Consider the following 22,402-nt stretch of genomic DNA (forward strand, 5'->3'; position numbering starts at 1 on the left):
GCGTGAGGTCATGAGCCACACCGCGATCTCCCGCCCCCGCAGCGCCGTCAGCTGCACACTGCTGGTGATAGCCCTCTGCGCGGGCGTCACCGCCTGCGGCTCCGACGGCAACCCCCTCTCCCACCGCCCGTACGACGCGGCGGACCAGATATCCTTCAACGCCCACTCCGACGGCCGCGAGAAGGCCGACCCGGACAAGCCCCTGGAAGTGGTCGCCGAGGACTCCGACGGGCGCATCACGGACGTCACGGCCTACGACGCCGCAGGGCGCTACGTGGCCGGCGAACTCGCCGCCGACGGAGGCCGCTGGCACAGCACCTCGCCGTTGGCCGCCGACGCCCGCTACACGGTCCGGGTGAGCACCGAGGACGAGGACGGGGCGCCCGGCCGCAAGGTCGTCACCTTCGACACCGGCAAGCCCACCACCCACAAGCGCCTGGACGTCACCTTCGGCCCCGAGAAGGGCACCTACGGCGTCGGCCAGCCCATCACGGCGGAGCTGAGCCAGCCCGTCAAGGACCGGGCCCAGCGGGCCGTCGTCGAACGCGCCCTCAGGGTCTCCTCCATGCCCGCCGCGGATGGCGCCTGGCACTGGGTGGACGACAAGAAGCTCCACTACCGCCCGCAGGACTTCTGGCCCGCACAGGCCACCATCCAGGTCCGCAGCAACCTGGAGGGCATCAAGATCGGCGACCGCGTGCGGGGCGGCAAGGCCAAGCCGCTGACGATCAGCACCGCCGACAAGGTCGTCGCCGTCACGGACGCCGCCGCCCACCAGATGACCGTCTACAAGAACGACGAGATCGTCCGGCAGATCCCGGTCACCACGGGCATGCCCGGTTACGAGACCCGCAACGGCGTCAAGGTCGTCCTGGCCAAGGAGGGCACCGTCCGCATGACCAGCGCCAGCATCGGCGCCTCGGACTTCTACGACCTGATCGTCCACCACTCGGTCCGGGTCACCCACAGCGGCGAGTACGTCCACGCGGCCCCCTGGTCCGTCGGCTCCCAGGGCTACGCCAACGTCAGCCACGGCTGCACCGGCATGAGCACCGAGAACGCCGCGTGGTTCTACGAGAACATCCGCGAGGGCGACATCGTCAAGGTCGTCAACTCCGCCGGCGACACCATGGCCCCCTTCGGCAACGGCTTCGGCGACTGGAACCTCGACTGGTCGAAGTGGCGCACGGGCAGCGCCCTGGCCGGCGGCACCCCGGACGGCCCCGCGGCAGCCGACAGGGCCCGCCTGCGCCCGCAGACCGTCTGAACTGCTTGCAAGGGGGCGCGGGGCTGTGCCGACAGGCGGCTCCGCCGCGTGGGCGCGACCAGCCCCCCCACGAACGCACCCGCACACACCGCGTCACGGGCGAACCCGGACTCCTAGGCGTTGAGAGCCGCCTTCTCCCGCAATAGGGAGGCCAGGGCCGCCGCGAACTCCACCGGCTCCACCGGCAGGGTCACCGCACTCTCGGCCCGGCTCCACGTCGCCAGCCACGCATCCTGCGGCCGCCCGATCAGCAACAGCACCGGCGGGCAGTCGAACACCTCGTCCTTGATCTGCCGGCAGAGCCCCATTCCCCCCATCGGCACGGCCTCGCCGTCCAGGACGCAGACATCGATCCCGCCCCGGTCCAGCTCCGTGATCACAGCCGCCGGTGTAGCGCACTCCACGAACTCCACCACGGGAACGTCCGGCGCCGGCCGCCGTCCCGTGGCGAGCCGCACCTGTTCGCGGGTGTTGGAGTCGTCGCTGTAGACCAGCACCGTGGCGGTCGGCTGCATTGTTCCTCCGTGACGTCAGCGTCGTAAGGACAGGCCCGTGGGGCGGATGCTACTCCCTTGAACACCACGTCAACACCGGTACGACCGGTGCAGACACTCCGAACGGCACCCCCCGGAGTGAGGGCGGGATAAGCGACCGACATAATGTCGGTCGTGGCGACAGCAACGACAGTAGAAACCGGGCACGCGCACCCGTCGGTCAACCGGCCGAACCTCACCAGCGTCGGAACCATCATCTGGTTGAGTTCCGAGCTGATGTTCTTCGCGGCCCTCTTCGCGATGTACTTCACCCTGCGATCGGTGACGGGTCCCGATCACTGGAAGGAGATGGCGGGCCATCTCAACTTCCCGTTCTCGGCGGCGAACACCACCATCCTGGTGCTCTCCTCGCTCACCTGCCAGCTCGGCGTCTTCGCCGCCGAGCGCGGTGACGTGAAGAAGCTGCGGATGTGGTTCATCGTCACGTTCGTGATGGGTGCGATCTTCATCGGCGGCCAGGTCCTCGAGTACACCGAGCTGGTCAAGGAGGCGGGCCTGACCCTGTCCTCCGACCCGTACGGCTCGGTCTTCTACCTGACCACCGGCTTCCACGGCCTGCACGTGACGGGCGGTCTCATCGCCTTCCTGCTGGTCCTGGGCCGGACCTACGCGGCCCGGAGGTTCACCCACGAGCAGGCGACCGCCGCGATCGTCGTGTCCTACTACTGGCACTTCGTCGATGTCGTCTGGATCGGCCTCTTCGCCACGATCTACATGATCAAGTAGCAGGGCCCCCATCGCGCGTGCTCACCGAAGCGCGCATCCCAGAAGCATCGACGCAGAAGATCCTGACACCGGGGTAATCCGTGAAAAAGCTCTCCGCACGACGACGCCATCCGCTGGCGGCGCTCGTCGTCCTACTCCTCGCGCTGGCATGCACCGGGGGGCTGTACGCCGTGTTCGCACCCGCGGACAAGGCACAGGCCGACGAAACAGCCCAGTCCCTCACCATCGAGGAGGGCAAGAAGCTCTACGCCGTCGGCTGCGCCAGTTGCCACGGCACCGGCGGTCAGGGCACCTCCGACGGGCCGAGCCTGGTAGGCGTGGGCGCCGCGGCCGTCGACTTCCAGGTGGGCACCGGCCGGATGCCGGCCGCCACCTCCCAGGGTCCTCAGATCCCGGAGAAGAAGAACATCTACTCGCAGGCCGAGATCGACCAGCTCGCGGCGTACATCGCCTCGCTGGGCGCCGGTCCCGCCATTCCGACCGAGGAGCAGTACGGCCCCGAGGGTGCCGACATCGCCGAGGGCGGTGAGCTGTTCCGCAACAACTGCGCGCAGTGCCACAACTTCACCGGCAAGGGCGGCGCGCTGACGCACGGCAAGTACGCGCCGGACCTCGAGGACGTCTCTCCGAAGCACATCTACGAGGCCATGCAGACCGGCCCGCAGAACATGCCGTCCTTCCCCGACACCACGCTGTCGGAGGAGAACAAGAAGGACATCATCGCGTACCTGGACGCGGTCAACAGCAGCGATTCCGAGAGCCCCGGCGGTCTCGCGTTGGGCGGCCTCGGGCCGGTCAGCGAGGGCCTGTTCGGCTGGATCTTCGGTCTCGGCGGGCTGATCGCCGTCGCCGTGTGGGTCGCCGCCCGGACCGCAAAGGCCAAGAAGTCATGAGTAGCCAAGACATTCCCGAAGAGAACCTGCCCGCCGAGCAGTCCGCAGGACGTGACGAGCACGGGCACGGCGCGGTGAGCGTCGCGGACGACAAGCACCCGTTCGCCGACCCGGGCCTGCCGCCCCACGAGCACCGGATCCAGGACATCGACGAGCGGGCCGCCAAGCGGTCCGAGCGTTCGGTCGCCCTGATGTTCACGGTGTCGATGCTGGCGACGGTCGCCTTCATCGCCGCGTTCGTGGCGATCCCGGTCGACAAGTCGGTCTACATCTTCCCGCTCGGCCACATCAGTGCCCTGAACTTCGCGCTGGGCATGACGCTCGGCATCGCGCTGTTCTGCATCGGCGCGGGCGCCGTCCACTGGGCCCGCACCCTGATGTCGGACGTGGAGATCGCCGACGAGCGGCACCCGATCGCGGCGGAGCCCGAGGTCCGCGAGAAGGTCTTCGCCGACTTCAGCCAGGGCGCCAAGGAGTCCGCGCTCGGCCGTCGCAAGCTGATCCGAAACACCATGTTCGGCGCGCTCACGCTGGTGCCGCTCTCCGGTGTCGTGCTGCTGCGCGACCTCGGCCCGCTGCCCGAGGACAAGCTGCGTCACACGCTCTGGTCCAGGGGCAAGCTGCTCGTCAACATGAACACGAACGAGCCGATGCGTCCCTCCGACGTCGCGGTCGGTTCGCTGACCTTCGCCAAGCCCGAGGGCCTGGAGGAGCACGACCACGGGTTCCAGAACGAGATCGCCAAGGCCGCCCTGATGATCATCCGCATCCAGCCGGAGGACATCAAGGACAAGCGCGAGCTCGAGTGGTCGCACGAGGGCATCGTCGCGTACTCGAAGATCTGCACCCACGTCGGCTGCCCGATCTCCCTGTACGAGCAGCAGACGCACCACGTGCTCTGCCCCTGCCACCAGTCCACCTTCGACCTCTCCGACGGTGCCCGAGTGATCTTCGGCCCCGCTGGTCACGCCCTGCCGCAGCTCCGCATCGGCGTGAACGACGAGGGCTACCTCGAGGCGCTCGGCGACTTCGAAGAGCCCGTCGGCCCTGCTTTCTGGGAGCGCGGATGAGCACTGCACAGACACGCCGCAAGGCGCCCGCCGGAGAGCGGGTCGCCGACTGGGCCGACGGCCGCCTGGGGATCTACTCCCTGGCCAAGGCCAACATGCGCAAGATCTTCCCGGACCACTGGTCCTTCATGCTGGGTGAGATCTGCCTCTACAGCTTCATCATCATCATCCTCACCGGTGTGTACCTGACGCTGTTCTTCCACCCGTCGATGAACGAGGTGGAGTACCACGGCAGTTACGTCCCCATGCAGGGCGTGCTGATGAGTGAGGCGTACGCCTCCACGCTGGACATCAGCTTCGACATCCGCGGTGGTCTGCTCATCCGGCAGATCCACCACTGGGCGGCGATCATCTTCCTCGCCGGCATGTTCGTGCACATGATGCGCGTGTTCTTCACCGGCGCGTTCCGCAAGCCGCGTGAGATCAACTGGCTGTTCGGCTTCCTGCTGTTCGTCCTGGGCATGTTCACCGGTTTCACCGGTTACTCGCTCCCGGACGACCTGCTCTCCGGCACCGGTGTCCGCTTCACCCAGGGCGCGATCCTGTCCGTGCCGATCGTCGGCACGTATATCTCGATGTTCCTGTTCGGCGGGGAGTTCCCGGGCACCGACTTCGTCGCCCGGTTCTACTCGATCCACATCCTGCTGCTGCCGGGCATCATGCTCGGGCTCGTGGTCGCCCACCTGATCCTGGTCTTCTACCACAAGCACACGCAGTTCGCGGGTCCCGGCCGGACCAACAAGAACGTCGTCGGCATGCCGCTGCTGCCGGTCTACATGGCCAAGGCCGGAGGTTTCTTCTTCCTGGTCTTCGGCTTCATCACGGCTCTCGCCGGCATCGCGACGGTCAACCCGATCTGGAACCTGGGGCCCTACCGGGCCGACCAGGTGTCGACCGGTGCCCAGCCCGACTGGTACATGGGCTTCGCCGAGGGTCTGGTCCGGGCGATGCCCGGCTGGGAGATCAACCTCTGGGGCCACACGCTCGTCCTGGGCGTGTTCATCCCGCTGGTGATCTTCGGTCTGTTCCTCGGGATCATCGCCCTCTACCCGTTCATCGAGTCGTGGGTCACCGGGGACAAGCGCGAGCACCACATCCTGGACCGGCCGCGCAACGCCCCGACCCGTACGGCCTTCGGTGTCGCCTGGATCACGGCGTACATGATCATGCTGATCGGCGGTGGCAACGACATCGTCGCCACCCACTTCCACCTGTCGATCAACGCGGTCACCTGGTTCGTCCGGATCGGGTTCTTCGCCGGACCGGTCATCGCGTTCATCATCACCAAGCGGATCTGCCTCGGCCTGCAGCGCCGGGACAAGGAGAAGGTGCTGCACGGCCGCGAGTCGGGCATCATCAAGCGCCTGCCGCACGGTGAGTTCATCGAGGTGCACGAGCCGCTCAGCCAGGAGCAGATGTACACGCTCACCGCGCACGAGCAGTACCAGCCGGTCGAGCTCGGCCCGACGGTCGACGAGAACGGTGTCGAGCGCAAGGTGAAGGGCTCCGAGAAGCTGCGCGCCAAGCTCAGCGACTCCTACTTCGGTGAGGGTGCCCAGATCCCGAAGCCCACCGCCGAGGAGTACCGGGAGATCACGAGCGGCCACGGCCACCACTGATCACTGCTTCGCCACGCCACAGAGGGGCCCCGTCCGGATGGGGGCACCCCCTGCTCCTTGGAGCTTGGGGGACGGACGGGGCCCTTCGTGGTGCCCCGGGCTGGATAGGGTGGACCCGTTGAGACTCTCGTCCCGCAGTACGGGACGCCTGACCCTGGAGCGGCTTATGAGCGCTGTGACCCCCGCTGGAGGCGACACCGCGGCGGGCCGCTCCTGGCCCGCCCTGCTGAACGGTCTGCTGGACGGCCGGCACCTCGGCGCGGACGACACCGCCTGGGCCATGGACCTGATCATGCGCGGCGAGGCGACCGAGGCGCAGATCGCCGGGTTCGTCGTGGCGCTGCGCGCCAAGGGCGAGACCGTCGAGGAGATCAACGGCCTCGTCCGCACGATGTACGAGCACGCCAACGTGATCGAGGTGCCCGGGGCGACGGTCGACATCGTCGGCACGGGCGGGGACGGCGCCAAGACGGTCAACATCTCCACGATGTCCTCGATCGTCGTCGCCGGCACGGGCGCGAAGGTCGTCAAGCACGGCAACCGGGCCGCGTCCTCGGCCTCCGGGGCCTCCGACGTGCTGGAGAAGCTCGGGGTCAACCTGGAACTGCCGCTCAGCCGGGTCGCGGAGGTCGCCGAGGAGGCCGGGATCACCTTCTGCTTCGCCGTGAAGTTCCATCCGGCGCTGCGGCACGCGGGCGCGGCCCGCGGCCAGCTGGGCATCCGCACGGTGTTCAACGCCCTCGGCCCGCTGACCAACCCGGCCCGGGTGCGCTCCCAGGCCGTCGGGGTGGCGGACCCGCGCATGGCCCCGATCGTCGCGGGCGTCTTCGCCGAACGCGGCAACTCGTCCCTGGTCTTCCGGGGCGACGACGGCCTCGACGAGCTGACCACCACGTCGACGTCCCGGGTGTGGATCGTCCGGGACGGCAAGGTGACCGAGGAGGCCTTCGACCCGCGCGACGTGGGCCTCGAACTGGTCCCCGTGGAGGCGCTGCGCGGAGCGGACGCCTCCTACAACGCGGAGGTCGCCCGCCGCCTGCTGGACGGCGAGACGGGCCCGGTGCGCGACGCGGTCCTGCTGAACTCGGCGGCGGCGCTGGTGGCGCTGGAGCCGACCGCGGCGCCGCTCGCCGAGCAGATCCGCGCCGGTATGGCCAAGGCCGCCGAGTCGATCGACTCCGGGGCCGCCAAGCGGACCCTGGAGCGGTGGGTGGCCGCGAGCAACACGTAGTGCGGGATGTCCCGCAATCCGGACGCGGGTTGCGGGACATCGGTCATTCCCGTACGTTCCTGTCCAGGTCATGAGTGACAGTCATGAGGCCCCGGCCGACTGTCCGGCAACCCTCCGTCCGTGGCGGGGTGCCCCGGGTGAAGACCAGGCCGTAGGCAGCGAGGTCTACGGCAAGCGCGGACCCCTCGCGAACCAGGGGTCCTGGTCGTCGAGGAGCCTTCCGTGAGCCAGCGAATGCGATAGGGCCGCAGAGCCCCGCCTCCGCATCCCCTCTTCCCTTCACCCCCCGCTCGTGGCCTTGTGCGCTCGCGGGGCGGATTCCGCCTGCCCTCACGGGAGTTCCGTCATGTCTGTCTCCACTGCCACCACCGTGTCCACCGTCGCCGCAGCCGCCCCGTCCGTCTGTGCCCCGCTGCCCGTTCTCGGCCGGGACGTCACCGTGCCGCTCGTGACCGGCGGCGAGGTCGGCTACGCCGCGCTCGACTACGCCGCCAGCGCCCCGGCGCTCCAGCGCGTCTGGGACGACGTCGCCGCCTACGCGCCCTACTACGGCAGTGTCCACCGCGGTGCCGGGTACCTGTCCCAGCTGTCGACCGACCTGTTCGAGGACGCCCGCCGGACCGTCGCGGAGTTCCTCGACTGCCGGGACGATGACCAGGTGGTGTTCACCCGGTCCACCACCGACTCCCTCAACCTCCTCGCCGCCGCCCTCCCGGACGACTGCCAGGTGTTCGTGTTCGAGACCGAGCACCACGCCTCCCTGCTGCCCTGGCGCAACGCCCGCGTCAGCTACCTCGACGCCCCGAGCAGCCCCCGCCAGGCCGTCGAGACCCTGGAGCGCGCCCTCGCCGGCCGCGACCCCTCCGGGCCGGCCCTCGTCTGCGTCACCGGCGCCTCCAACGTCACCGGCGAGCTGTGGCCCGTACGGGAACTCGCCGCGGCCGCGCACGCCCACGGCGCCCGGATCGTGCTCGACGCCGCCCAACTGGCCCCGCACCACCCGGTGTCCGTCAAGGACCTCGACGTCGACTGGGTCGCCTTCTCCGGGCACAAGCTGTACGCGCCGTTCGGCTCCGGCGTCCTGGCCGGGCGGGCCGACTGGCTGCGCGCGGCGCAGCCGTACCTCGCGGGCGGCGGCGCCTCGCGGAAGGTCGTGCGGCGCACCGACGGGGGCGTCGACGTGGAGTGGCACGAGAGCGCCGCCCGTCACGAGGCCGGCTCCCCGAACGTCATCGGCGCCTACTCCATCGCCTCCGCCTGCAAGGCCCTCACCGAGGCCGATTTCGCTGCCCTGGCCGCCCGGGAGCGGTACCTGATCGAGAAGGTGCGCGCGGGGCTCGCCGAGGTGCCGCAGGCGCGGGTCCTCTCCCTCTTCGGCGACGACGCCCCGCGCGTCGGGGTTCTCTCCTTCGTCGTCGAGGGCTGGAACAGCTCCCACTTCGCCGCCGCGCTCTCCTCCGAGTACGGCATCGGCGTCCGGGACGGGCTGTTCTGCGCCCACCCGCTGGTGCGCACCCTGCTCGGCGGCGACCCGCAGACGCAGGGCGCGTGCGGGTCGCCCGAGGCCGCGCCCGGGGAGGCGTCGCTCAACGCCATCCGGGTCAGCTTCGGCGCGGGCACGCCGGACGAACACGTGGAGCGGTTCGTCCGGGCCGTGCGGGAACTCGTGACGGACGGGGCGCGGTGGACCTACCGCACGGAGGACGGGCGCTGCGTGCCGGACACCTCCGCCTGACCGGCCCGGCCGGACACCAGGGGTAGCCGGGTGCCGAGGACGATCATCCGCAGGGCCCGTTCGGTGGCGTCCGTGAGCAGTTCGCTCGCCCGCAGCAGCGCCTCCGCCAGGGCCATCGGTGCCGGCAGGATGCCGCTGAACGCGTCCACGCCCGGCACCTCGTGCGCGCCCTCGCCGAGCGTGCCCGCGAGCGCCAGGACCGGGCGGCCGTAGAGTTTGGCCCGGCGGGCCACCTCGGCCGGGACCTTGCCGCGCGGCGTCTGGTGATCCAGCGCGCCCTCGGCGGTGACGACCAGGTCGGCGCGGGCCAGCCGGGCGTCCAGGTCGAGGTGGTCCAGCAGCACGTCGAAGCGGGGCAGGAGACGGGCGCCCAGGGCGGCCAGCCCGGCGCCCAGACCGCCGGAGGCTCCCGTCCCCGGGCCGGAGCGCAGGTCGGTGTCCGGCACGGCGGCATCCCGGGTGAGGACGGACGCCCAGTTCTCCAGGGCCGCCGACAGCTCCTCCACCTGCGCGGGCGTCGCGCCCTTCTGCGGTCCGAAGACCCGGGCCACGCCCCGTGCGCCGCACAGCACGTTGTACGGATTGCACGCGACGAGCAGATCCACCTCCGAGAGCCGCGGGTCCAGACCGGCCGGGTCGACGCGGCGCAGGCGCGTCAGCTCCCGTCCGCCGCGGGGGAGTTCGCGTCCGTCCTCGTCCAGCAGCCGGGCGCCCAGCGCCTGGAGCGCGCCCGCGCCCCCGTCCGAGGTGCCCGAGTCGCCGCAGCCGACCAGGATCCGCCGTACCCCCGAGCCGAGGGCGGCGCGGATCAGCTCGCCGACCCCGTACGTGGTGGTGGCGCCCGGGTCACGCAGGTCGTGCGGGACGAGGGAGAGGCCGGCCACCGCGGCCATCTCCACCACCGCGGTGTCCCCGCCGCCCAGCAGGGCGAAGTGCGCGGCGATGGTCTTCCCGACCGGGCCGGTCGCGGGCACGGTGACGATCCTGCCCCCGGTCGCGGCCGCCAGGGCGAGGGCCGTGCCCTCACCGCCGTCCACGAGTGGGACGAGGTCGATCGCGGTGTGGGGCAGGACCCGGCGCACACCGGCCGCGATGGCGTCGGCGGCGGCCTCGGCGGACAGGGACTCCTTGAAGCCGCTGGGGGCTACGACGACACGGGTCAGCATGGAGGCTCCTCAACGGGTGACGGACACGCCGAGCAGCGGCCACACCGCGACGGCGAAGAGCAGGACGAGCGCGGCGGTCAGCGGTCCCAGGACGGCGGACAGCCGCAGCAGGTCGCGCGGGGCGTAGGTGGGGGTGCCGGGGATCCGTGCGAAGAGCGTGACCGGCTTGGCCGAGGCGGGCAGGGTGTGGCAGAAGCCCGCGGCGGCGGTGGAGGCGAGGGCGGCGGCGACCGGGTTGACCCCGACGCCGACGGCGGCGGCCACCACCAGCGGGACCAGGACCGACGAGCGGGCCGAGCGGGACTGCAGGACCAGATGGGCCGCCGTGCTGACGGCGATCACGACGGCCAGGAACACCACCGGGGAGTCGTTCGCCGGCAGTCCGGACACCAGCCACCCCGCCGCGCCCGAGTCGGCGAGCGCGACGCCCATCGCCATCGTCGCCGCCATGAACAGCAGCAGTGACCAGGGGACGGTCCTCAGCGCGTCCTTCAGGCGTACGGTGCCGAGGACGGGCGAGGAGGCGGTGACCGCGCCGATCAGCGCGACCAGGGCCGGCGGCACGCGGTGCAGCGGCTCACCGCACCACAGGACGATCACGGTGGCCAGCAGCAGCGCGCAGCGCTTCTCGGCCTGGCTCCAGGGGCCGGTGACCGGCTGCTCGCTGTGCTCCTGGAGCTGCTCGGGGGTGATGCGGACCGGGCCGGTGCGGTCCGCGCGCCGGGTCGTCGTCAGCAGGACCAGTTCGGCGGCCAGGTGGGAGGAGGCCACGGCCAGCGGCAGGCCCAGCAGCAGCCACTGCGTGAAGCCGATGTGCTGCCCGGTCGTCTCCCACAGCACCGACACGGTGATCAGATGCGCGCCCGCGCCGATCAGGGTCGCCACCGCCGACAGCAGGATCACGGTCGGGAACAGCAGCGCCAGCATCACGACCAGTCGCTTCCGGTCGGCCAGGACCTGGGCGAGCGCGAGGAACACCGGCAGAGCGAGCGCGGCCCGGCCGGAGGTGGCGGGCACCGCGAACGCCGTGACGACCAGGGCGGCCGTCGTCAGGTGCACGAGCTGCCGCACGGTGCGTGCCCCACCGACCAGGAACACCGCCGCCCGCCCCGCGAGCCCGGTCCGGCTCACCGCAGCCGCCAGCACGAACGCGCAGATGAGCAGCCAGACCGTGGCGTCCCCGAGCGTCCCGAACAGGGTGTCGACGCTGATCACCCCGGTCACCGTGAGCGCGAGCCCGGCGCCCAGGGCGATGCAGGTGTCGTCGACCGGCGTCCAGATCCAGGCGCAGGTGGCCAGCGCGAACACGACGAGCGTGAACCGGGCGTCGCCCCCGAGCCCCGGGAAGTTCCCGGGGCTCGCCAGCAGGGCGCACAGCGACAGCGCCACGCAGAGGGCGGTGAGAGCTCGTGGGTTCCCTGTCACGTCATCGAGGGTTCATCCCGGGGGTGAGCCTCCGATGAGCCGGACATGAAGGGAACTTCACCCGGCGGGCAGCCGGTACCCCATCCCCCGTACCGTCTCCACCCGCTGGGCCCCCAGCTTCTTCCGCAGCGTGCGCACGTACACGTCCACGATGTTGGACCCGGGGTCGAAGTCGTACCCCCACACATGGGACAGGATCTGCTCCCGTGACAGCACCTGCCCGGGATGCCGGAGGAACAGTTCCAGCAGCACGAACTCACGGGCCGTCAGGTCGACCGTCCGCTCCCCGGAGCGCGCCCGGCGCGTGCGCAGGTCCAGGCTCAGGGAGCCCGACCTGAGCACCGTCACCTCCGGCGCCCGCGCCGCCGTGCGGAGCCTCAGCCGCACCCGGGCCAGCAGTTCCTCGAAGCGGAACGGCTTGGTCATCCAGTCGTCGGCGCCGCCCTCGAGCCCGGCCACCGTGTCCCGTACGGAGTCCCGCGCGGTCAGCACGATCACCGGCACCGACACCCGCGCCTCGCGCAGCTCCCGCAGGATCGTGAAACCGTCCCGTCCGGGCAGCCCGATGTCCAGGACGACGAGGTCGAAGCCGCCGGTCAGGGCGTACTCGTGGCCCACGTCGCCGTCGGTGACGACGGTCGTGGTGAAGCCGTTGGAACGCAGGCCCTTCTCCACGAAGGAGGCGATGCGTTCCTCGTCCTCGACGATGAGGATGCGGTTCACGTGGGGTCCCCTTCCGGTGCCCGGGGTGCGTGCAGGACGAGGGCGAAGGTGGCGCCGCCCCCGGGGGTGTCGCGGAGCCGTACGTGCCCCCGGTGGCCCTCGGCGATCGCCTTGACGATGGACAGTCCGAGTCCGGCGCCGGAGCCCCGGGCGCCGCGGCGGGCCGTGCCGCGCCGGAACCGCTCGAAGATCACCTCGGTGTCCTGGGGCTGCACACCGGGCCCGGAGTCGGCCACGTACAGCTCCAGACGCGGGCCGTCGGTGCGGGAGCCGATGCGGATGGTCTGTCCGGCCGTGGTGTGCTGCACCGCGTTCTGCGCGAGCTGCACCATGGCCTGGGTGATCCGCTGCGGATCCAGCTCGGCCTCCAGATCGGCGACCTCGGCGAGCTGCCAGTCGCGGTCGCCCAGGGTGCGGGCCTTGACGTAGACGTCGGCGGTGAGCTCGGCGACCTGGAAAGGCTCGGGGGAGACGAAGTCAGGGCGTTCGGCCTTGGCGAGCAGCAGCAGGTCCTCGACGATGCGGCTCATCCGGTCCAGCTCGTCGGTGACCAGCCGGACCGTCTCCTCGCGCTCGGCTGCGTTCTCTTCGGCACCGCCCATCAGCTCCAGATGGCCGCGCACGATGGTGATGGGGGTACGCAGCTCGTGGCCGGCGTCGTCGACGAACTCGCGCTGCGCGGCGAAGGCCCGCTCCAGCCGGTCGAGCATGCCGTTGAACGTCTCGGCGAGAGCCGCTATGTCGTCGTTGCCGTGCACCGGGATCCGGCGGGTGAGGTCCTGCTCGGTGAGCTGAGCGGCCGCGAGGCGCACCACCCGCACCGGTTCGAGGATCCGCCCGGCGACCGCCCAGGCGATCCCGACGGTCAGCAGCAGGGCGACCCCGGAGATGACGAGCAGGGTGCGGAACACGTCGTTCACGCGGGCCTGCTCGCGCTCCGGGTGGAAGGCGACGACGAACGCGGCGTCCGGTTCCCGGCCCGGCCGGGCCACGGTGACCTTCGCCCAGCGGATCTCGCCCTGCGGCCGCCGCAGCACACCGGAGGAGCGGGGTGAGTCGAAGACACGGCGGCGGGCCCCGGGGTCCTCGTGCAGGGGCAGGGCGACGGGCAGGTCGTGCGGCTGGCGGATCTGCCGGGGTGCTCCGCCCGCCCGGCCGACCAGGCCGATCAGCTCCTCGTCCGCGTCGGGGTACTGCCGCTCCAGGAACACCGTCAGCAGCCGGTCCGCGTCGGAGAACGGGCGGCCCGTCCGGGGATCTCCGCCCCGCTCCTCGAAGTTGGCGAACTCGCCGGTCTCCTGGGTGAGCAGCCGGTTGATCCGGTTGTCGACGTCCCGCAGGAGGAAGGAGCGCGTGGTCATGGCCACCGAGGCGAGCGCGAGGGCCATCACCAGCAGCAGCCACAACAGGATCCGGACCCGGGCGGAGAGCCGCCGGCGGCCGGTGTCAGTTGTCGGATCCGGGGCCGTCGTCGTCGCCCGGCCCGTCGTCCGCGTCGCCCCGGCCGCCGCTGTCGTCGTCATCATCGTCACTCGCTGAGCTGTCGGTCACCGCAGGCCGGGAGACGACCTCGTCGCCCGGCGTGGAGCCGGACGGCGTGGGCTTCGGGGTGGGATCGGGCGCGGAGGTGGGCGTGGGCGAGGCGGTGTCCAGCTCCACCCGCTGGGAGGGCACCCTGGGCGAGGCGGGGCGGTCCGCGAGGGCGTAGCTGGTCGCGGCGATGCCCAGCGGGATCAGCACGACGGCGGACAGGGCCGCCATCCGGCGAGAGAAGACCATGAGCCCGATCCTGCGGACGGAACCCGGGAAGCAGGATGAACCCCGGATGAAGAACTCTTCATCCGGGACCGGCGCGGGCCGGACGGTCCTGGCGTCCCGGCGCTAGTTGTCCAGCCCGATCGAGAACGCCGCCTCCAGGTCGTGCTGGGAGTAGGTGCGGAACGCCACGTGCGTGTCCGTCCCCTCCACCCCGGGGATCTTGCTGATGCGGCCCGGGATGACCTCGGCCAGGTCCTCGTGCTGCTTCACCCGGACCATCGCGATCAGGTCGTAGGTGCCGGTGACGGAGAAGACCTCGCTGACGCTGTCCAGCGCCGCGATCGACTCGGCGATCTCGGGGATCCGGTCCACGCTGGTCTTGATGAGGACGATCGCGGTGATCACGGCTGGTTCTCTCCCTCGGGGGCCGGAGCAGGGGCGGCCTTCACTCTAGTGGGGCTGGTCGGGCGGCCGTAGCGGACCGACGCGTAGCCGAAGCCGAGCGCGAATCCGATCAGGTGGGCGAGGTAGGCCACCCCCGGCCCGTCCGAGGCCCGCCCCGCGGCCAGCCACTGCAGGGCCGCCCAGAACGGCAGCACGATCCATGCCGGGAAGCGCACCGGCAGGAAGAAGAGGAACGGCAGGAGACTGGTCACCCGGGCGCGGGGGAACAGGTACAGGAACGCGCCGAGGACGGCCGAGATGGCCCCCGAGGCACCGACCAGGGACTGCCCGGAGTCCGCGTTGGCGACGGCGTAGCCCAGCAGGGCCAGGTAGCCGCAGCCGACGTAGAACAGGGTGAACCGCACCCGGCCCATCCGTTCCTCGGTCATCGCGCCGAAGACGTAGAGGAAGAGCATGTTGCCGAGCAGGTGCACCCAGCTGCCGTGGACGAAGAGCGCTGTCGCCGGGGTGAGAGCCGACCCCCCGGACCCTTCGAACAGGTCTGCGGGGATCACGCCCCAGCGCCGGAAGTAGGCCCGCTGCGCGGCGAGCAGCTCGTCGCCCGAGCCGTACGCCGGATTCAGTCCCGAGCCGGGTCCGGCCAGGAAGACCAGGCAGCACAGGGCGATCAGGGAGTACGTCACCGGCGCCGACGATCCCCTGACCGATCTGCCGGCCCGGGCGATCGACGCAGTCCACTTGCTGATCATGAACACAGAGCATGACGTAACCGGACGCAACCGCACAGACCGCCTCGCCGCCGTGGACGCGCGGGCGGCGACGACCCGCCAGGCCGTAGGGTTACGTGCCACACGCACCGGGGATGCCGGTCGCGTCACGGACACTAGAAGGAAAGAGAACAGGTCACGATGACGGTTCCCCTGCCGACCGCCTCGACGCGGTGGCGCTGCACCCTCTGCGGCAACCTCACGAGGTTCGACGTGACCCGCTCGTCGAAGGTCGTGGAGTACGTCCACCTGGACCTGGCCGGAGAGCCGAAGGTCGAGGAGCGCGAGGTGCTCAGTGAGACCATCGAGTCGGTGCGCTGCCGCTGGTGCAACGCGGTGGACCAGGTGGAACTCGTGGACAGGCCGGGCGCCGGCTCCTGAGGGGAGCGGGCCCCGCACAGACATTGGGGTGTGACGGATGGCGGAGACCACAGGCGGGGGGCCGGGCGACGGCGCCGCCGAGGTGCTCGACCGTCCGCTGCCCGACGGCGTGCGCCGCAGGGTCGTGCAGATCGTCTCCGATGGCTTCGGCTCGCTGACGGTCGGCGAGCTGCCCGCACAGCTACGGCAGTTCGCCCGCTTCGCCCCGAACCGGCGAGCCAAGTTCGCCGGCAACGCCATGGCCGCGGCGCTGGAGACCGACCCGCTGTTCCGGCAGCGCATCGGGGAGAAGCTCAGAGAGGCCCAGCCGGAGCTCACCGGCGCCCTCGACTCAGGCTCCCCGCCCCCGGCCGCGGACCCGCTCGACGTGGCGGCCGCGGCCTACGTGCTGCGGCCCGCCGGCTGGGTGAAGCTGGTGACCGCGGCCGGCGAGGAGGCCCAGCGGGCCGACGCCGAGCGCGCCGACGAGGAGAACCGGGCCGAGCTGGAGCGGCTGCGCGCCGAACTCGACCGGGCCCGTGACCACACCCGGACCGAGACCGAGCGGCTGCGCGCGGAGCTGGAATCGGCCAAGAAGGAAGCCGAGTCGGCGCACCGCAAGCTCCGCGCCGCCCTCAGCGACGTCAAGCGCGGCGAGGCCGCCCTGCGCAAGGCGCACGGCGAGATCGAGGCCGTCCGCGCCGAGGGGCAGGCCCAGGTGTCCGCCGCCGAGAGCGAGACCCGGCGGCTCAAGGCCCGGCTCGGGGAGACCGAGGCCGCCCTGGAGGCGGCGCGCCGGGCGGCGCGCGAGGGCCGCAGCGTCGAGGACATGCGGGTGCGGCTGCTGCTGGACACCCTGCTGGACGCCACCCAGGGGCTCCGGCGCGAGCTGGCCCTGCCGCCGGTGTCGGTGCGGCCCGCCGAGACCGTGGACGCCGTCGAGCCGGGCCGGATGAGCCCCAAGGACATCGCCGCCCGCGCCCTGTCCGAGAACGACCCGCAGGTCCTCGACCAGCTGCTCGCGCTGCCGCAGGCCCATCTGGTCGTCGACGGCTACAACGTCACCAAGACCGGCTATCCGCAGATGCCGCTGGAGAAGCAGCGCCTGAGGCTGCTCGGGCAGCTCTCCCAACTGGCCGCGCAGAGCGGTGCGGAGGTCACCTGCGTCTTCGACGGGGCCGAGCTGGCCGCGCCGGTGCTGCTGGCGCCGCCGCGCGGGGTCCGGGTGCTCTTCTCGAAGCCGGGCGTCACCGCCGACGAGCTGATCCGCCAGCTGGTGCGCGCCGAACCGCCGGGCCGCCCGGTCATCGTGGCCTCCACCGACCGCGAGGTCGCCGACGGCGTGGCCCGCGCGGGTGCCCGGCCGGTGGCCTCGGCGATGCTCCTCAAGCGCCTTTCGCGGCCCTAGGGGACGTACGCACCATACGTAACCTCCGGGCGTGATGCCCGAATTGATGAGGTCTGTGGGTCACGTTACGTCAGCTGGGGCGCACCGCTGGTGAGTCCCGGGGAAAAGTTGGCCTACCGTGACGCGATTTTTCATCTGAGGATTTGAACTGATCACAGGAAGGTCACTAGGGTCGGGCCGAACCTCCGCTCGGGTGATCACTCATCGGGAGAGACGGCGGAGGAGCCAGAAGGAGCTTTCACCCGTGGCGTCCCACCGTCGTCCGAAGCAGCCCAGCCGCGCACGTGTGACCGTGCTGACCACCGCCGCCGCCGCTGCCGTCGCCTTCAGCTCGCAGGCCGCCAACGCGGCTCCCAGTGAGAAGCCGAGCAAGGACGAGGTCAAGGCCAAGGTCGACAAGCTCTACGAGGAGGCCGAGCACGCCACCGAGAAGTACAACGGGGCCAAGGAGAAGCAGGAGAAGCTCCAGAAGGAGATCTCCACCATCCAGGACAACGTCGCCCGCGGCCAGGAGGAGCTCAACGAGCTGCGCGACAGCCTGGGCCTCGCCGCCGCGTCGCAGTACCGCACCGGCTCCATCGACCCCTCGGTCCAGCTCTTCCTCTCCTCGAACCCGGACGACTACCTCGACAAGGCCTCCACGCTCGACCAGTTGAGCAGCCAGCAGGTCGAGGCGCTGAAGAAGGTCCAGGAGAAGCAGCGCGAACTCGCCCAGCAGCGCGCCGAGGCCTCCGAGAAGCTCAAGGACCTCGCCTCCACCCGCACCGAACTCGGCAAGAAGAAGAAGGAAGTCCAGGGCAAGCTCTCCTCCGCGCAGAAGCTGCTCAACACCCTCACCGCCGCCGAGAAGGCACAGCTCAAGGAGGAGGAGAACCGCGCCAGCCGGGCCGCCGAGCGCGACGCCCTCACCGTCGACGTCCCGCCCGGCTCGGGCCGTGCCGCCGCCGCCTTCTCCTTCGCCCAGAGCCAGCTCGGCAAGCCCTACGTCTACGGCGCCACCGGCATGAGCTCTTACGACTGCTCCGGCCTCACCTCACGGGCCTACGCCGCCGCCGGCGTGCAGATCCCGCGCACCTCCGAGGCCCAGACCGGAGCCGGCACCAAGATCTACTCGGTCAGCCAGCTCAAGGTCGGTGACCTGGTCTTCTTCTTCAACGACCTGCACCACGTCGGCCTCTACGCCGGCAACGGGCAGATCATCCACGCCCCGCGCACCGGCACGGTCGTCCGCTACGAGTCGATGAACACCATCGGCGGCCCCTTCATGTTCGGCGTCCGGGTCTGACCCCAGCCCCTGGGGTAACCCCCGGAAACCCCCTCGACGTCCTCAAGACCAGGACACCGTGTCCGCCGTTCGGGCGAATCGCGCCAGTCCTGAATGAGCCCACGCCCCGCCGGTGACCTGCGTCAGCGGCGGGGCGTCGTGCCGCATACCCACGGATGGTCGTTGGCGGCCCCCTCCCGCGGGGCTACTGTCTGCCGCGTTTCCACATCCGTCAGTGGTCTCCAGTGGAGAGGAGAGCGGCTTCCTGTGGGGTCCCATCGCCGCTTTGCACCGTCCGGGTTCGACCGGGGCACCAGTGCCGCGGTCGGCTTCCTGTCCGCCGCGGCCGCCGCCCTGGGCGCGGTACCCGCCGTGGCCGCACCGTACGACGACACCCGGGCCACGGTGGACCGCCTCTACGAGCAGGCCGAGAAGGCGACCGAGGCCTACAACGAGGCCGACGAGCGCGCCGGCCACCTGCGCCGGGAGGCCGGCACCGCCCGGGACCGGATCGCCCGGCAGCAGCAGCGCGTCAACTCCGTGCGGGAGTCGCTCGGTTCGCTCGCCGGTGCCCAGTACCGCTCGGGCGGCATCGATCCGTCCCTTGCCCTGCTGTTCTCCGACGACCCGGACGACTACCTCGACCAGGCCTCCCGGCTCGACCGCCTCACCGCCCACCAGGCCGGTGAACTGAAGGAGCTCCAGGACGCCATGCGCGAACTCGCCCAGGACCGCGAGGAGGCCGCGGACAAGCTCCGCGAGCTGGAGAAGAGCCGCAAGGCCGTCGCCGCCCACAAGAGGACCGTCGAGCGGAAGCTCGCCATGGCCAAGCGGCTGCTCGACTCCCTGCCGGACGCCGAACGTGACGCCTACGGCCGGGCCTCCCGCTCCGGCCGCGCCGGCGCGCCCGACCTCGGCGGCGCCACCGCGGCCTCGGGACGCGGGGCCGCTGCCGTCGCCGCCGCCCGCAGCGCCCTCGGCAAGCCCTACGTCTGGGGCGCCAACGGGCCCACCGGCTTCGACTGTTCGGGCCTGATGCAGTGGTCGTACGCGCAGGCCGGGGTTTCCCTGCCACGCACCTCGCAGGCGCAGCGGCACGCCGGCCGGCAGGTGCCGCTGTCCGAGGCCCGCCCCGGTGACCTGGTGGTCTACCGGTCCGACGCCAGCCATGTCGGGATGTACATGGGCAACGGCCAGGTCATCCACGCGCCCTACCCCGGCGCCCCCGTGCGCTACGACCCGGTCGGGATGATGCCCGTCTCGTCGGTCACCAGGGTCTGACCAGGGCGGCCCGGCGCCCGTACGATCGGGAACGTGGCTGGTCGAAGGTCGGGGTCCGCGCTGGTGGCGCTCGTCGTGCTGCTCGCCGGCCTGGTCGGGTGCGGCGGGCCGTCCGCGACCGACCGTGCCGCGGCCGACGTCCAGCGGCTTCTGGACCGGCGGGCCGCCGCGGTCCTCGACCGTGACGAGCGGGCCTACGAACGCACCGGCGCCGGGGTGGATTTCGCCGATCTGCGCGCGGTGCCCCTGGCCGCCTGGTCGTACCGCGTGACCGGCCTGCGCCGCGCCGGCGACACGGCCACCGCCGACGCCGAGTTGCGCTACCGCGTCGCCGGGTACGACCGGGGACCGGTGACCGCCCCGCGTACCCTGCGGCTGAGCCGGGACGCGGACGGGCGGTGGACCGTCGACACCGAGCGGCCCGCCAGGAAGGCCGCGCAGCAGCTGTGGGACCAGGGGACCGTGCACCTCGTCCGCGGGCAGCGCAGCCTCGTCCTCGGCGTCGGCCGGTCCGGGCGGTCACTGCGCGACTTCGCCGCCCTGGCCGACCGTGCGGTGCCCGCCGTGTCGGACGCGTGGGGCACCGACTGGAGCCGGCGGGTCGTCCTGGTCGTACCGAAGTCGCTGGAGGGGATGGCCGGGCTCCTTGGCTCGCCCGCCTCCTCCTACCGGGGCATCGCGGCCGTCACCACCGGCGAGACGGGCGCACCGGCCCGGGCGCCGGCCGACCGGATCATCGTCAACCCGGACGCGTTCGCCCTCCTCGGCAGCCTCGGCGAGCAGGTCGTCGTCACCCACGAGGCCACCCATGTCGCCACCCGCGCCCACACCGGCGCCGCCACGCCCCTGTGGCTGTCCGAGGGGTACGCCGACTGGGTCGGCTACCGCGCCGCCGACCGCCCGCCCTCCGAGGCGGCACCGGAGCTGTCCCGCGCGGTGAGCCGGGGCCAGGTCCCGGCCGCCCTCCCGGACGACAAGGACTTCGGCTTCACCGGCGACGCGAGCCGCCTGGCCCGGGCCTACGAGAGCGGCTGGACGGCGTGCCGGCTGATCGCCGACCGCTGGGGCGAGGACCGGCTGGGCGAGTTCTACCGGGCCGTCGGGGAGCACGAGAAGCGGGCCGGGGCGGTGCAGGACGCGATGCGAGAGGTCCTGGGGACGACGCCGGAGGCGTTCACCCGGGAGTGGCGGGACTCCCTGCGGGCCCAGCTGGGCTGACCGGGCAGCCCCACCCCGCCCGGTCCCGCCGCTCGATGGCCTCCCGCAGCCAGGCCCGTTCCGCCTCGCCCGTCGCCCGGGCGACCCGGAGCATGCCCTGGCGGAACCGACGGAGCCGGGGCTGCCCGGGGTGTGCCTCGCGCCGGCGCCGGCCACGGTGGTGCAGTGCGTGCCGGTGGGGGTGGTGTTCCGGCGGGCTCCGGCTCAGGAGGAGACGCGGGTCTCGTCGGCGCGGGCGGGCTGAGGGGGCACGGGAGCGGGCAGCGTGCGCGGGACCGTCGCGCGCCACAGGGCACGGGCCGCGATGAGGGCGGCCGCCACCAGCAGGCCGTTGCGCAGGAACAGCAGGGTGATACCGAGACCGTCGCTGGCCACCACGTTGCCGAAGTAGAGCGGGAACTCCAGCACCGTCACGAAGCACGCCACCAGCACCAGCACGACCGGCAGCCGCATCCGGCTCCCCGGGAAGTACAGGCACACCGCCGCCAGCCCGACCAGCCACACCATGTACTGCGGGCTGATCACACGGCTGGTGGTGGTGAACATCAGCACCGCCACGAAGGCCGCGTCGGCGAGCGTGTGCTCCTCGAAGCGCCGGGCCAGCAGCCGCCACAGCACCAGCCAGCCGAAGGCCGCCCCCGTGAGGAACAGCGCACCCGTGCTCACCTCGCTCACGTACGGCCCGAGGAACTCGATCGAGCCGTAGTTCAGCTTCACCTCGCCCTGCCAGCCGAAGTGCCGGGCGACATGGAAGACCAGCGCGCCCAGCGACTCCACCTCGGTGCCCCGGTCCCGCTGGAACGTCAGGAACGCGAACGCCCCCGGCACGGCCAGGGCGAACAGGCCCGTCACCGCGATGCCGGTCACCAGGGCCGACACCCAGGCGCTGCGGCGGCGGGCGGCCAGCAGCAGCATGGCCGGCCAGACCTTCAGCAGTGCGCCGAAGGCCGCCAGGGCCCCCATGGTCCTCGGGTGCCGGGCGCCCGCGAGCAGCGCGGCCATCGCCACCGCCGTGACCATCACGTCGTAGCGGGCGTACACCGTCGGCCCGAGCAGCGGTACGCCGATCACCCACACCCAGGCGCCGCGCGGTGACCGGCCCGGGCGGCGCCCCGCGTACGCCATGAGGGCCAGCACCGCCAGGTCGGTGACGCAGACCAGGACGAAGAAGGCGGTGGCGTAGTCCAGGAACGGCAGCAGGCCGGGGGAGAGGATCGCCAGGGCGGCGGCGGGCGGGTACTGCCAGGTGACATCGCCGAGCGGGAACGACCCGGTGCGCAGGACGTCGTACCAGCCCTGGTAGATCACGTGCACGTCGCTTGTGACGTCCGGGCCCGGGAAGACGTACACCTTCAGCACGAACAGCAGCAGCACCAGCCTCGTGAGACACCAGACCACCGGCAGCCATGCCAGGGACCACCTCGAGTCCGTCGTCTTCACGTGATCCCTGCCCGTTCGCGTGCCGTGATGATGGGGCCATGATGGGCCCGCCGCCTGTGAGGGTGCCATACGTGCTGCCGCGCGGGGCTGTG

The 22,402-nt window shown here is 71.6% G+C and carries 21 protein-coding genes and 1 riboswitch; of the genes, 12 read left to right on the forward strand and 9 right to left on the reverse strand.

The window, feature by feature from the left end:
• The first annotated feature begins 10 nt into the window (after positions 1 to 10).
• On the forward strand, positions 11 to 1,267 hold the full coding sequence (locus ACZ5TL_RS10865; protein WP_468589079.1) for a L,D-transpeptidase: 1,257 nt from the start codon (positions 11 to 13) through the stop codon (positions 1,265 to 1,267).
• A gap of 113 nt (positions 1,268 to 1,380) precedes the next feature.
• Here ACZ5TL_RS10865 and ACZ5TL_RS10870 read toward each other — a convergent pair whose 3' ends face one another.
• Positions 1,381 to 1,782 carry a response regulator gene (locus ACZ5TL_RS10870; protein ID WP_468589081.1) on the reverse strand — a complete coding sequence of 134 codons (402 nt, stop codon included), beginning with the start codon at positions 1,780 to 1,782 and terminating at the stop codon, positions 1,381 to 1,383.
• Between the two features lie 144 nt (positions 1,783 to 1,926).
• On the opposite strand from ACZ5TL_RS10870, the gene ctaE reads away from it, so the two are divergent.
• The 6 genes from ctaE (at position 1,927) to ACZ5TL_RS10900 (ending at position 9,095) form a co-directional block, all read left to right on the forward strand.
• Positions 1,927 to 2,547 carry an aa3-type cytochrome oxidase subunit III gene (gene ctaE / locus ACZ5TL_RS10875; protein WP_468589082.1) on the forward strand — a complete coding sequence of 207 codons (621 nt, stop codon included), beginning with the start codon at positions 1,927 to 1,929 and terminating at the stop codon, positions 2,545 to 2,547.
• 80 nt (positions 2,548 to 2,627) lie between these two features.
• Positions 2,628 to 3,440, forward strand: coding sequence for a cytochrome bc1 complex diheme cytochrome c subunit (qcrC, locus tag ACZ5TL_RS10880; protein WP_468589083.1), 813 nt, complete (start codon positions 2,628 to 2,630; stop codon positions 3,438 to 3,440).
• A complete protein-coding gene (gene qcrA / locus ACZ5TL_RS10885; RefSeq protein WP_468589084.1) occupies positions 3,437 to 4,510 on the forward strand; it encodes a cytochrome bc1 complex Rieske iron-sulfur subunit in 1,074 nt (357 codons plus the stop codon). The genes qcrC and qcrA overlap by 4 nt, the downstream gene beginning before the upstream one ends.
• On the forward strand, positions 4,507 to 6,129 hold the full coding sequence (gene qcrB, locus ACZ5TL_RS10890; RefSeq protein WP_468589085.1) for a cytochrome bc1 complex cytochrome b subunit: 1,623 nt from the start codon (positions 4,507 to 4,509) through the stop codon (positions 6,127 to 6,129). Before qcrA ends, qcrB begins: the two co-directional genes overlap by 4 nt.
• 166 nt (positions 6,130 to 6,295) lie before the next feature.
• A complete protein-coding gene (gene trpD / locus ACZ5TL_RS10895) occupies positions 6,296 to 7,360 on the forward strand; it encodes an anthranilate phosphoribosyltransferase (RefSeq protein ID WP_468589086.1) in 1,065 nt (354 codons plus the stop codon).
• Positions 7,361 to 7,426: 66 nt separating this feature from the next.
• Positions 7,427 to 7,543, forward strand: a riboswitch (SAM riboswitch).
• 163 nt (positions 7,544 to 7,706) lie between these two features.
• Entirely contained in the window at positions 7,707 to 9,095 is a 1,389-nt protein-coding gene (locus ACZ5TL_RS10900) for an aminotransferase class V-fold PLP-dependent enzyme (RefSeq protein ID WP_468589087.1), read from the forward strand.
• Here ACZ5TL_RS10900 and ACZ5TL_RS10905 read toward each other — a convergent pair.
• The 7 genes from ACZ5TL_RS10905 to ACZ5TL_RS10935 form a co-directional block, all read right to left on the reverse strand.
• Positions 9,050 to 10,261, reverse strand: a complete 1,212-nt coding sequence (locus ACZ5TL_RS10905; RefSeq protein ID WP_468589088.1) for a glycerate kinase family protein — start codon at positions 10,259 to 10,261, stop codon at positions 9,050 to 9,052. The genes ACZ5TL_RS10900 and ACZ5TL_RS10905 overlap by 46 nt on opposite strands.
• Before the next feature lie 9 nt (positions 10,262 to 10,270).
• On the reverse strand, positions 10,271 to 11,686 hold the full coding sequence (locus ACZ5TL_RS10910) for an SLC13 family permease (protein WP_468589089.1): 1,416 nt from the start codon (positions 11,684 to 11,686) through the stop codon (positions 10,271 to 10,273).
• A 57-nt stretch (positions 11,687 to 11,743) separates the two neighbouring features.
• A complete protein-coding gene (locus ACZ5TL_RS10915) occupies positions 11,744 to 12,409 on the reverse strand; it encodes a response regulator transcription factor (RefSeq protein ID WP_468589090.1) in 666 nt (221 codons plus the stop codon).
• A complete protein-coding gene (locus ACZ5TL_RS10920; RefSeq protein WP_468589542.1) occupies positions 12,406 to 13,932 on the reverse strand; it encodes a sensor histidine kinase in 1,527 nt (508 codons plus the stop codon). The genes ACZ5TL_RS10915 and ACZ5TL_RS10920 overlap by 4 nt, the downstream gene beginning before the upstream one ends.
• Positions 13,856 to 14,188 (reverse strand): small secreted hydrophilic protein, encoded by a 333-nt coding sequence (locus tag ACZ5TL_RS10925; protein ID WP_468589091.1) that lies wholly within the window; start codon positions 14,186 to 14,188, stop codon positions 13,856 to 13,858. Before ACZ5TL_RS10925 ends, ACZ5TL_RS10920 begins: the two co-directional genes overlap by 77 nt.
• 102 nt (positions 14,189 to 14,290) lie before the next feature.
• Positions 14,291 to 14,572, reverse strand: coding sequence for an Lrp/AsnC family transcriptional regulator (locus ACZ5TL_RS10930; RefSeq protein ID WP_097216160.1), 282 nt, complete (start codon positions 14,570 to 14,572; stop codon positions 14,291 to 14,293).
• Positions 14,569 to 15,321, reverse strand: a complete 753-nt coding sequence (locus tag ACZ5TL_RS10935; RefSeq protein ID WP_468589092.1) for a rhomboid family intramembrane serine protease — start codon at positions 15,319 to 15,321, stop codon at positions 14,569 to 14,571. The genes ACZ5TL_RS10930 and ACZ5TL_RS10935 overlap by 4 nt, the downstream gene beginning before the upstream one ends.
• Positions 15,322 to 15,480: 159 nt before the next feature.
• Here ACZ5TL_RS10935 and ACZ5TL_RS10940 point away from each other — a divergent pair, with 159 nt between their 5' ends.
• From ACZ5TL_RS10940 to ACZ5TL_RS10960, 5 genes are all read left to right on the forward strand, one after another.
• On the forward strand, positions 15,481 to 15,720 hold the full coding sequence (locus ACZ5TL_RS10940; protein WP_010048941.1) for a hypothetical protein: 240 nt from the start codon (positions 15,481 to 15,483) through the stop codon (positions 15,718 to 15,720).
• 37 nt (positions 15,721 to 15,757) lie between these two features.
• A complete protein-coding gene (locus ACZ5TL_RS10945) occupies positions 15,758 to 17,107 on the forward strand; it encodes an NYN domain-containing protein (RefSeq protein WP_468589094.1) in 1,350 nt (449 codons plus the stop codon).
• A 244-nt stretch (positions 17,108 to 17,351) separates the two neighbouring features.
• On the forward strand, positions 17,352 to 18,392 hold the full coding sequence (locus ACZ5TL_RS10950) for a C40 family peptidase (RefSeq protein WP_468589095.1): 1,041 nt from the start codon (positions 17,352 to 17,354) through the stop codon (positions 18,390 to 18,392).
• 246 nt (positions 18,393 to 18,638) lie between these two features.
• Positions 18,639 to 19,652: a C40 family peptidase gene (locus tag ACZ5TL_RS10955; RefSeq protein ID WP_468589097.1), complete on the forward strand. Its 1,014-nt coding sequence runs from the start codon at positions 18,639 to 18,641 to the stop codon at positions 19,650 to 19,652.
• 33 nt (positions 19,653 to 19,685) lie between these two features.
• Entirely contained in the window at positions 19,686 to 20,870 is a 1,185-nt protein-coding gene (locus ACZ5TL_RS10960; protein WP_468589099.1) for a hypothetical protein, read from the forward strand.
• Positions 20,871 to 21,074: 204 nt separating this feature from the next.
• Here the strand turns inward: ACZ5TL_RS10960 and ACZ5TL_RS10965 are convergent, their stop codons facing one another.
• The gene (locus tag ACZ5TL_RS10965) at positions 21,075 to 22,310 is read right to left on the reverse strand and encodes a glycosyltransferase 87 family protein (RefSeq protein ID WP_468589100.1); all 1,236 of its coding nucleotides are present in this window, start codon (positions 22,308 to 22,310) and stop codon (positions 21,075 to 21,077) included.
• Between the last annotated feature and the right edge of the window lie 92 nt (positions 22,311 to 22,402).

This window comes from Streptomyces sp. NPDC033136 (genome assembly GCF_055578235.1).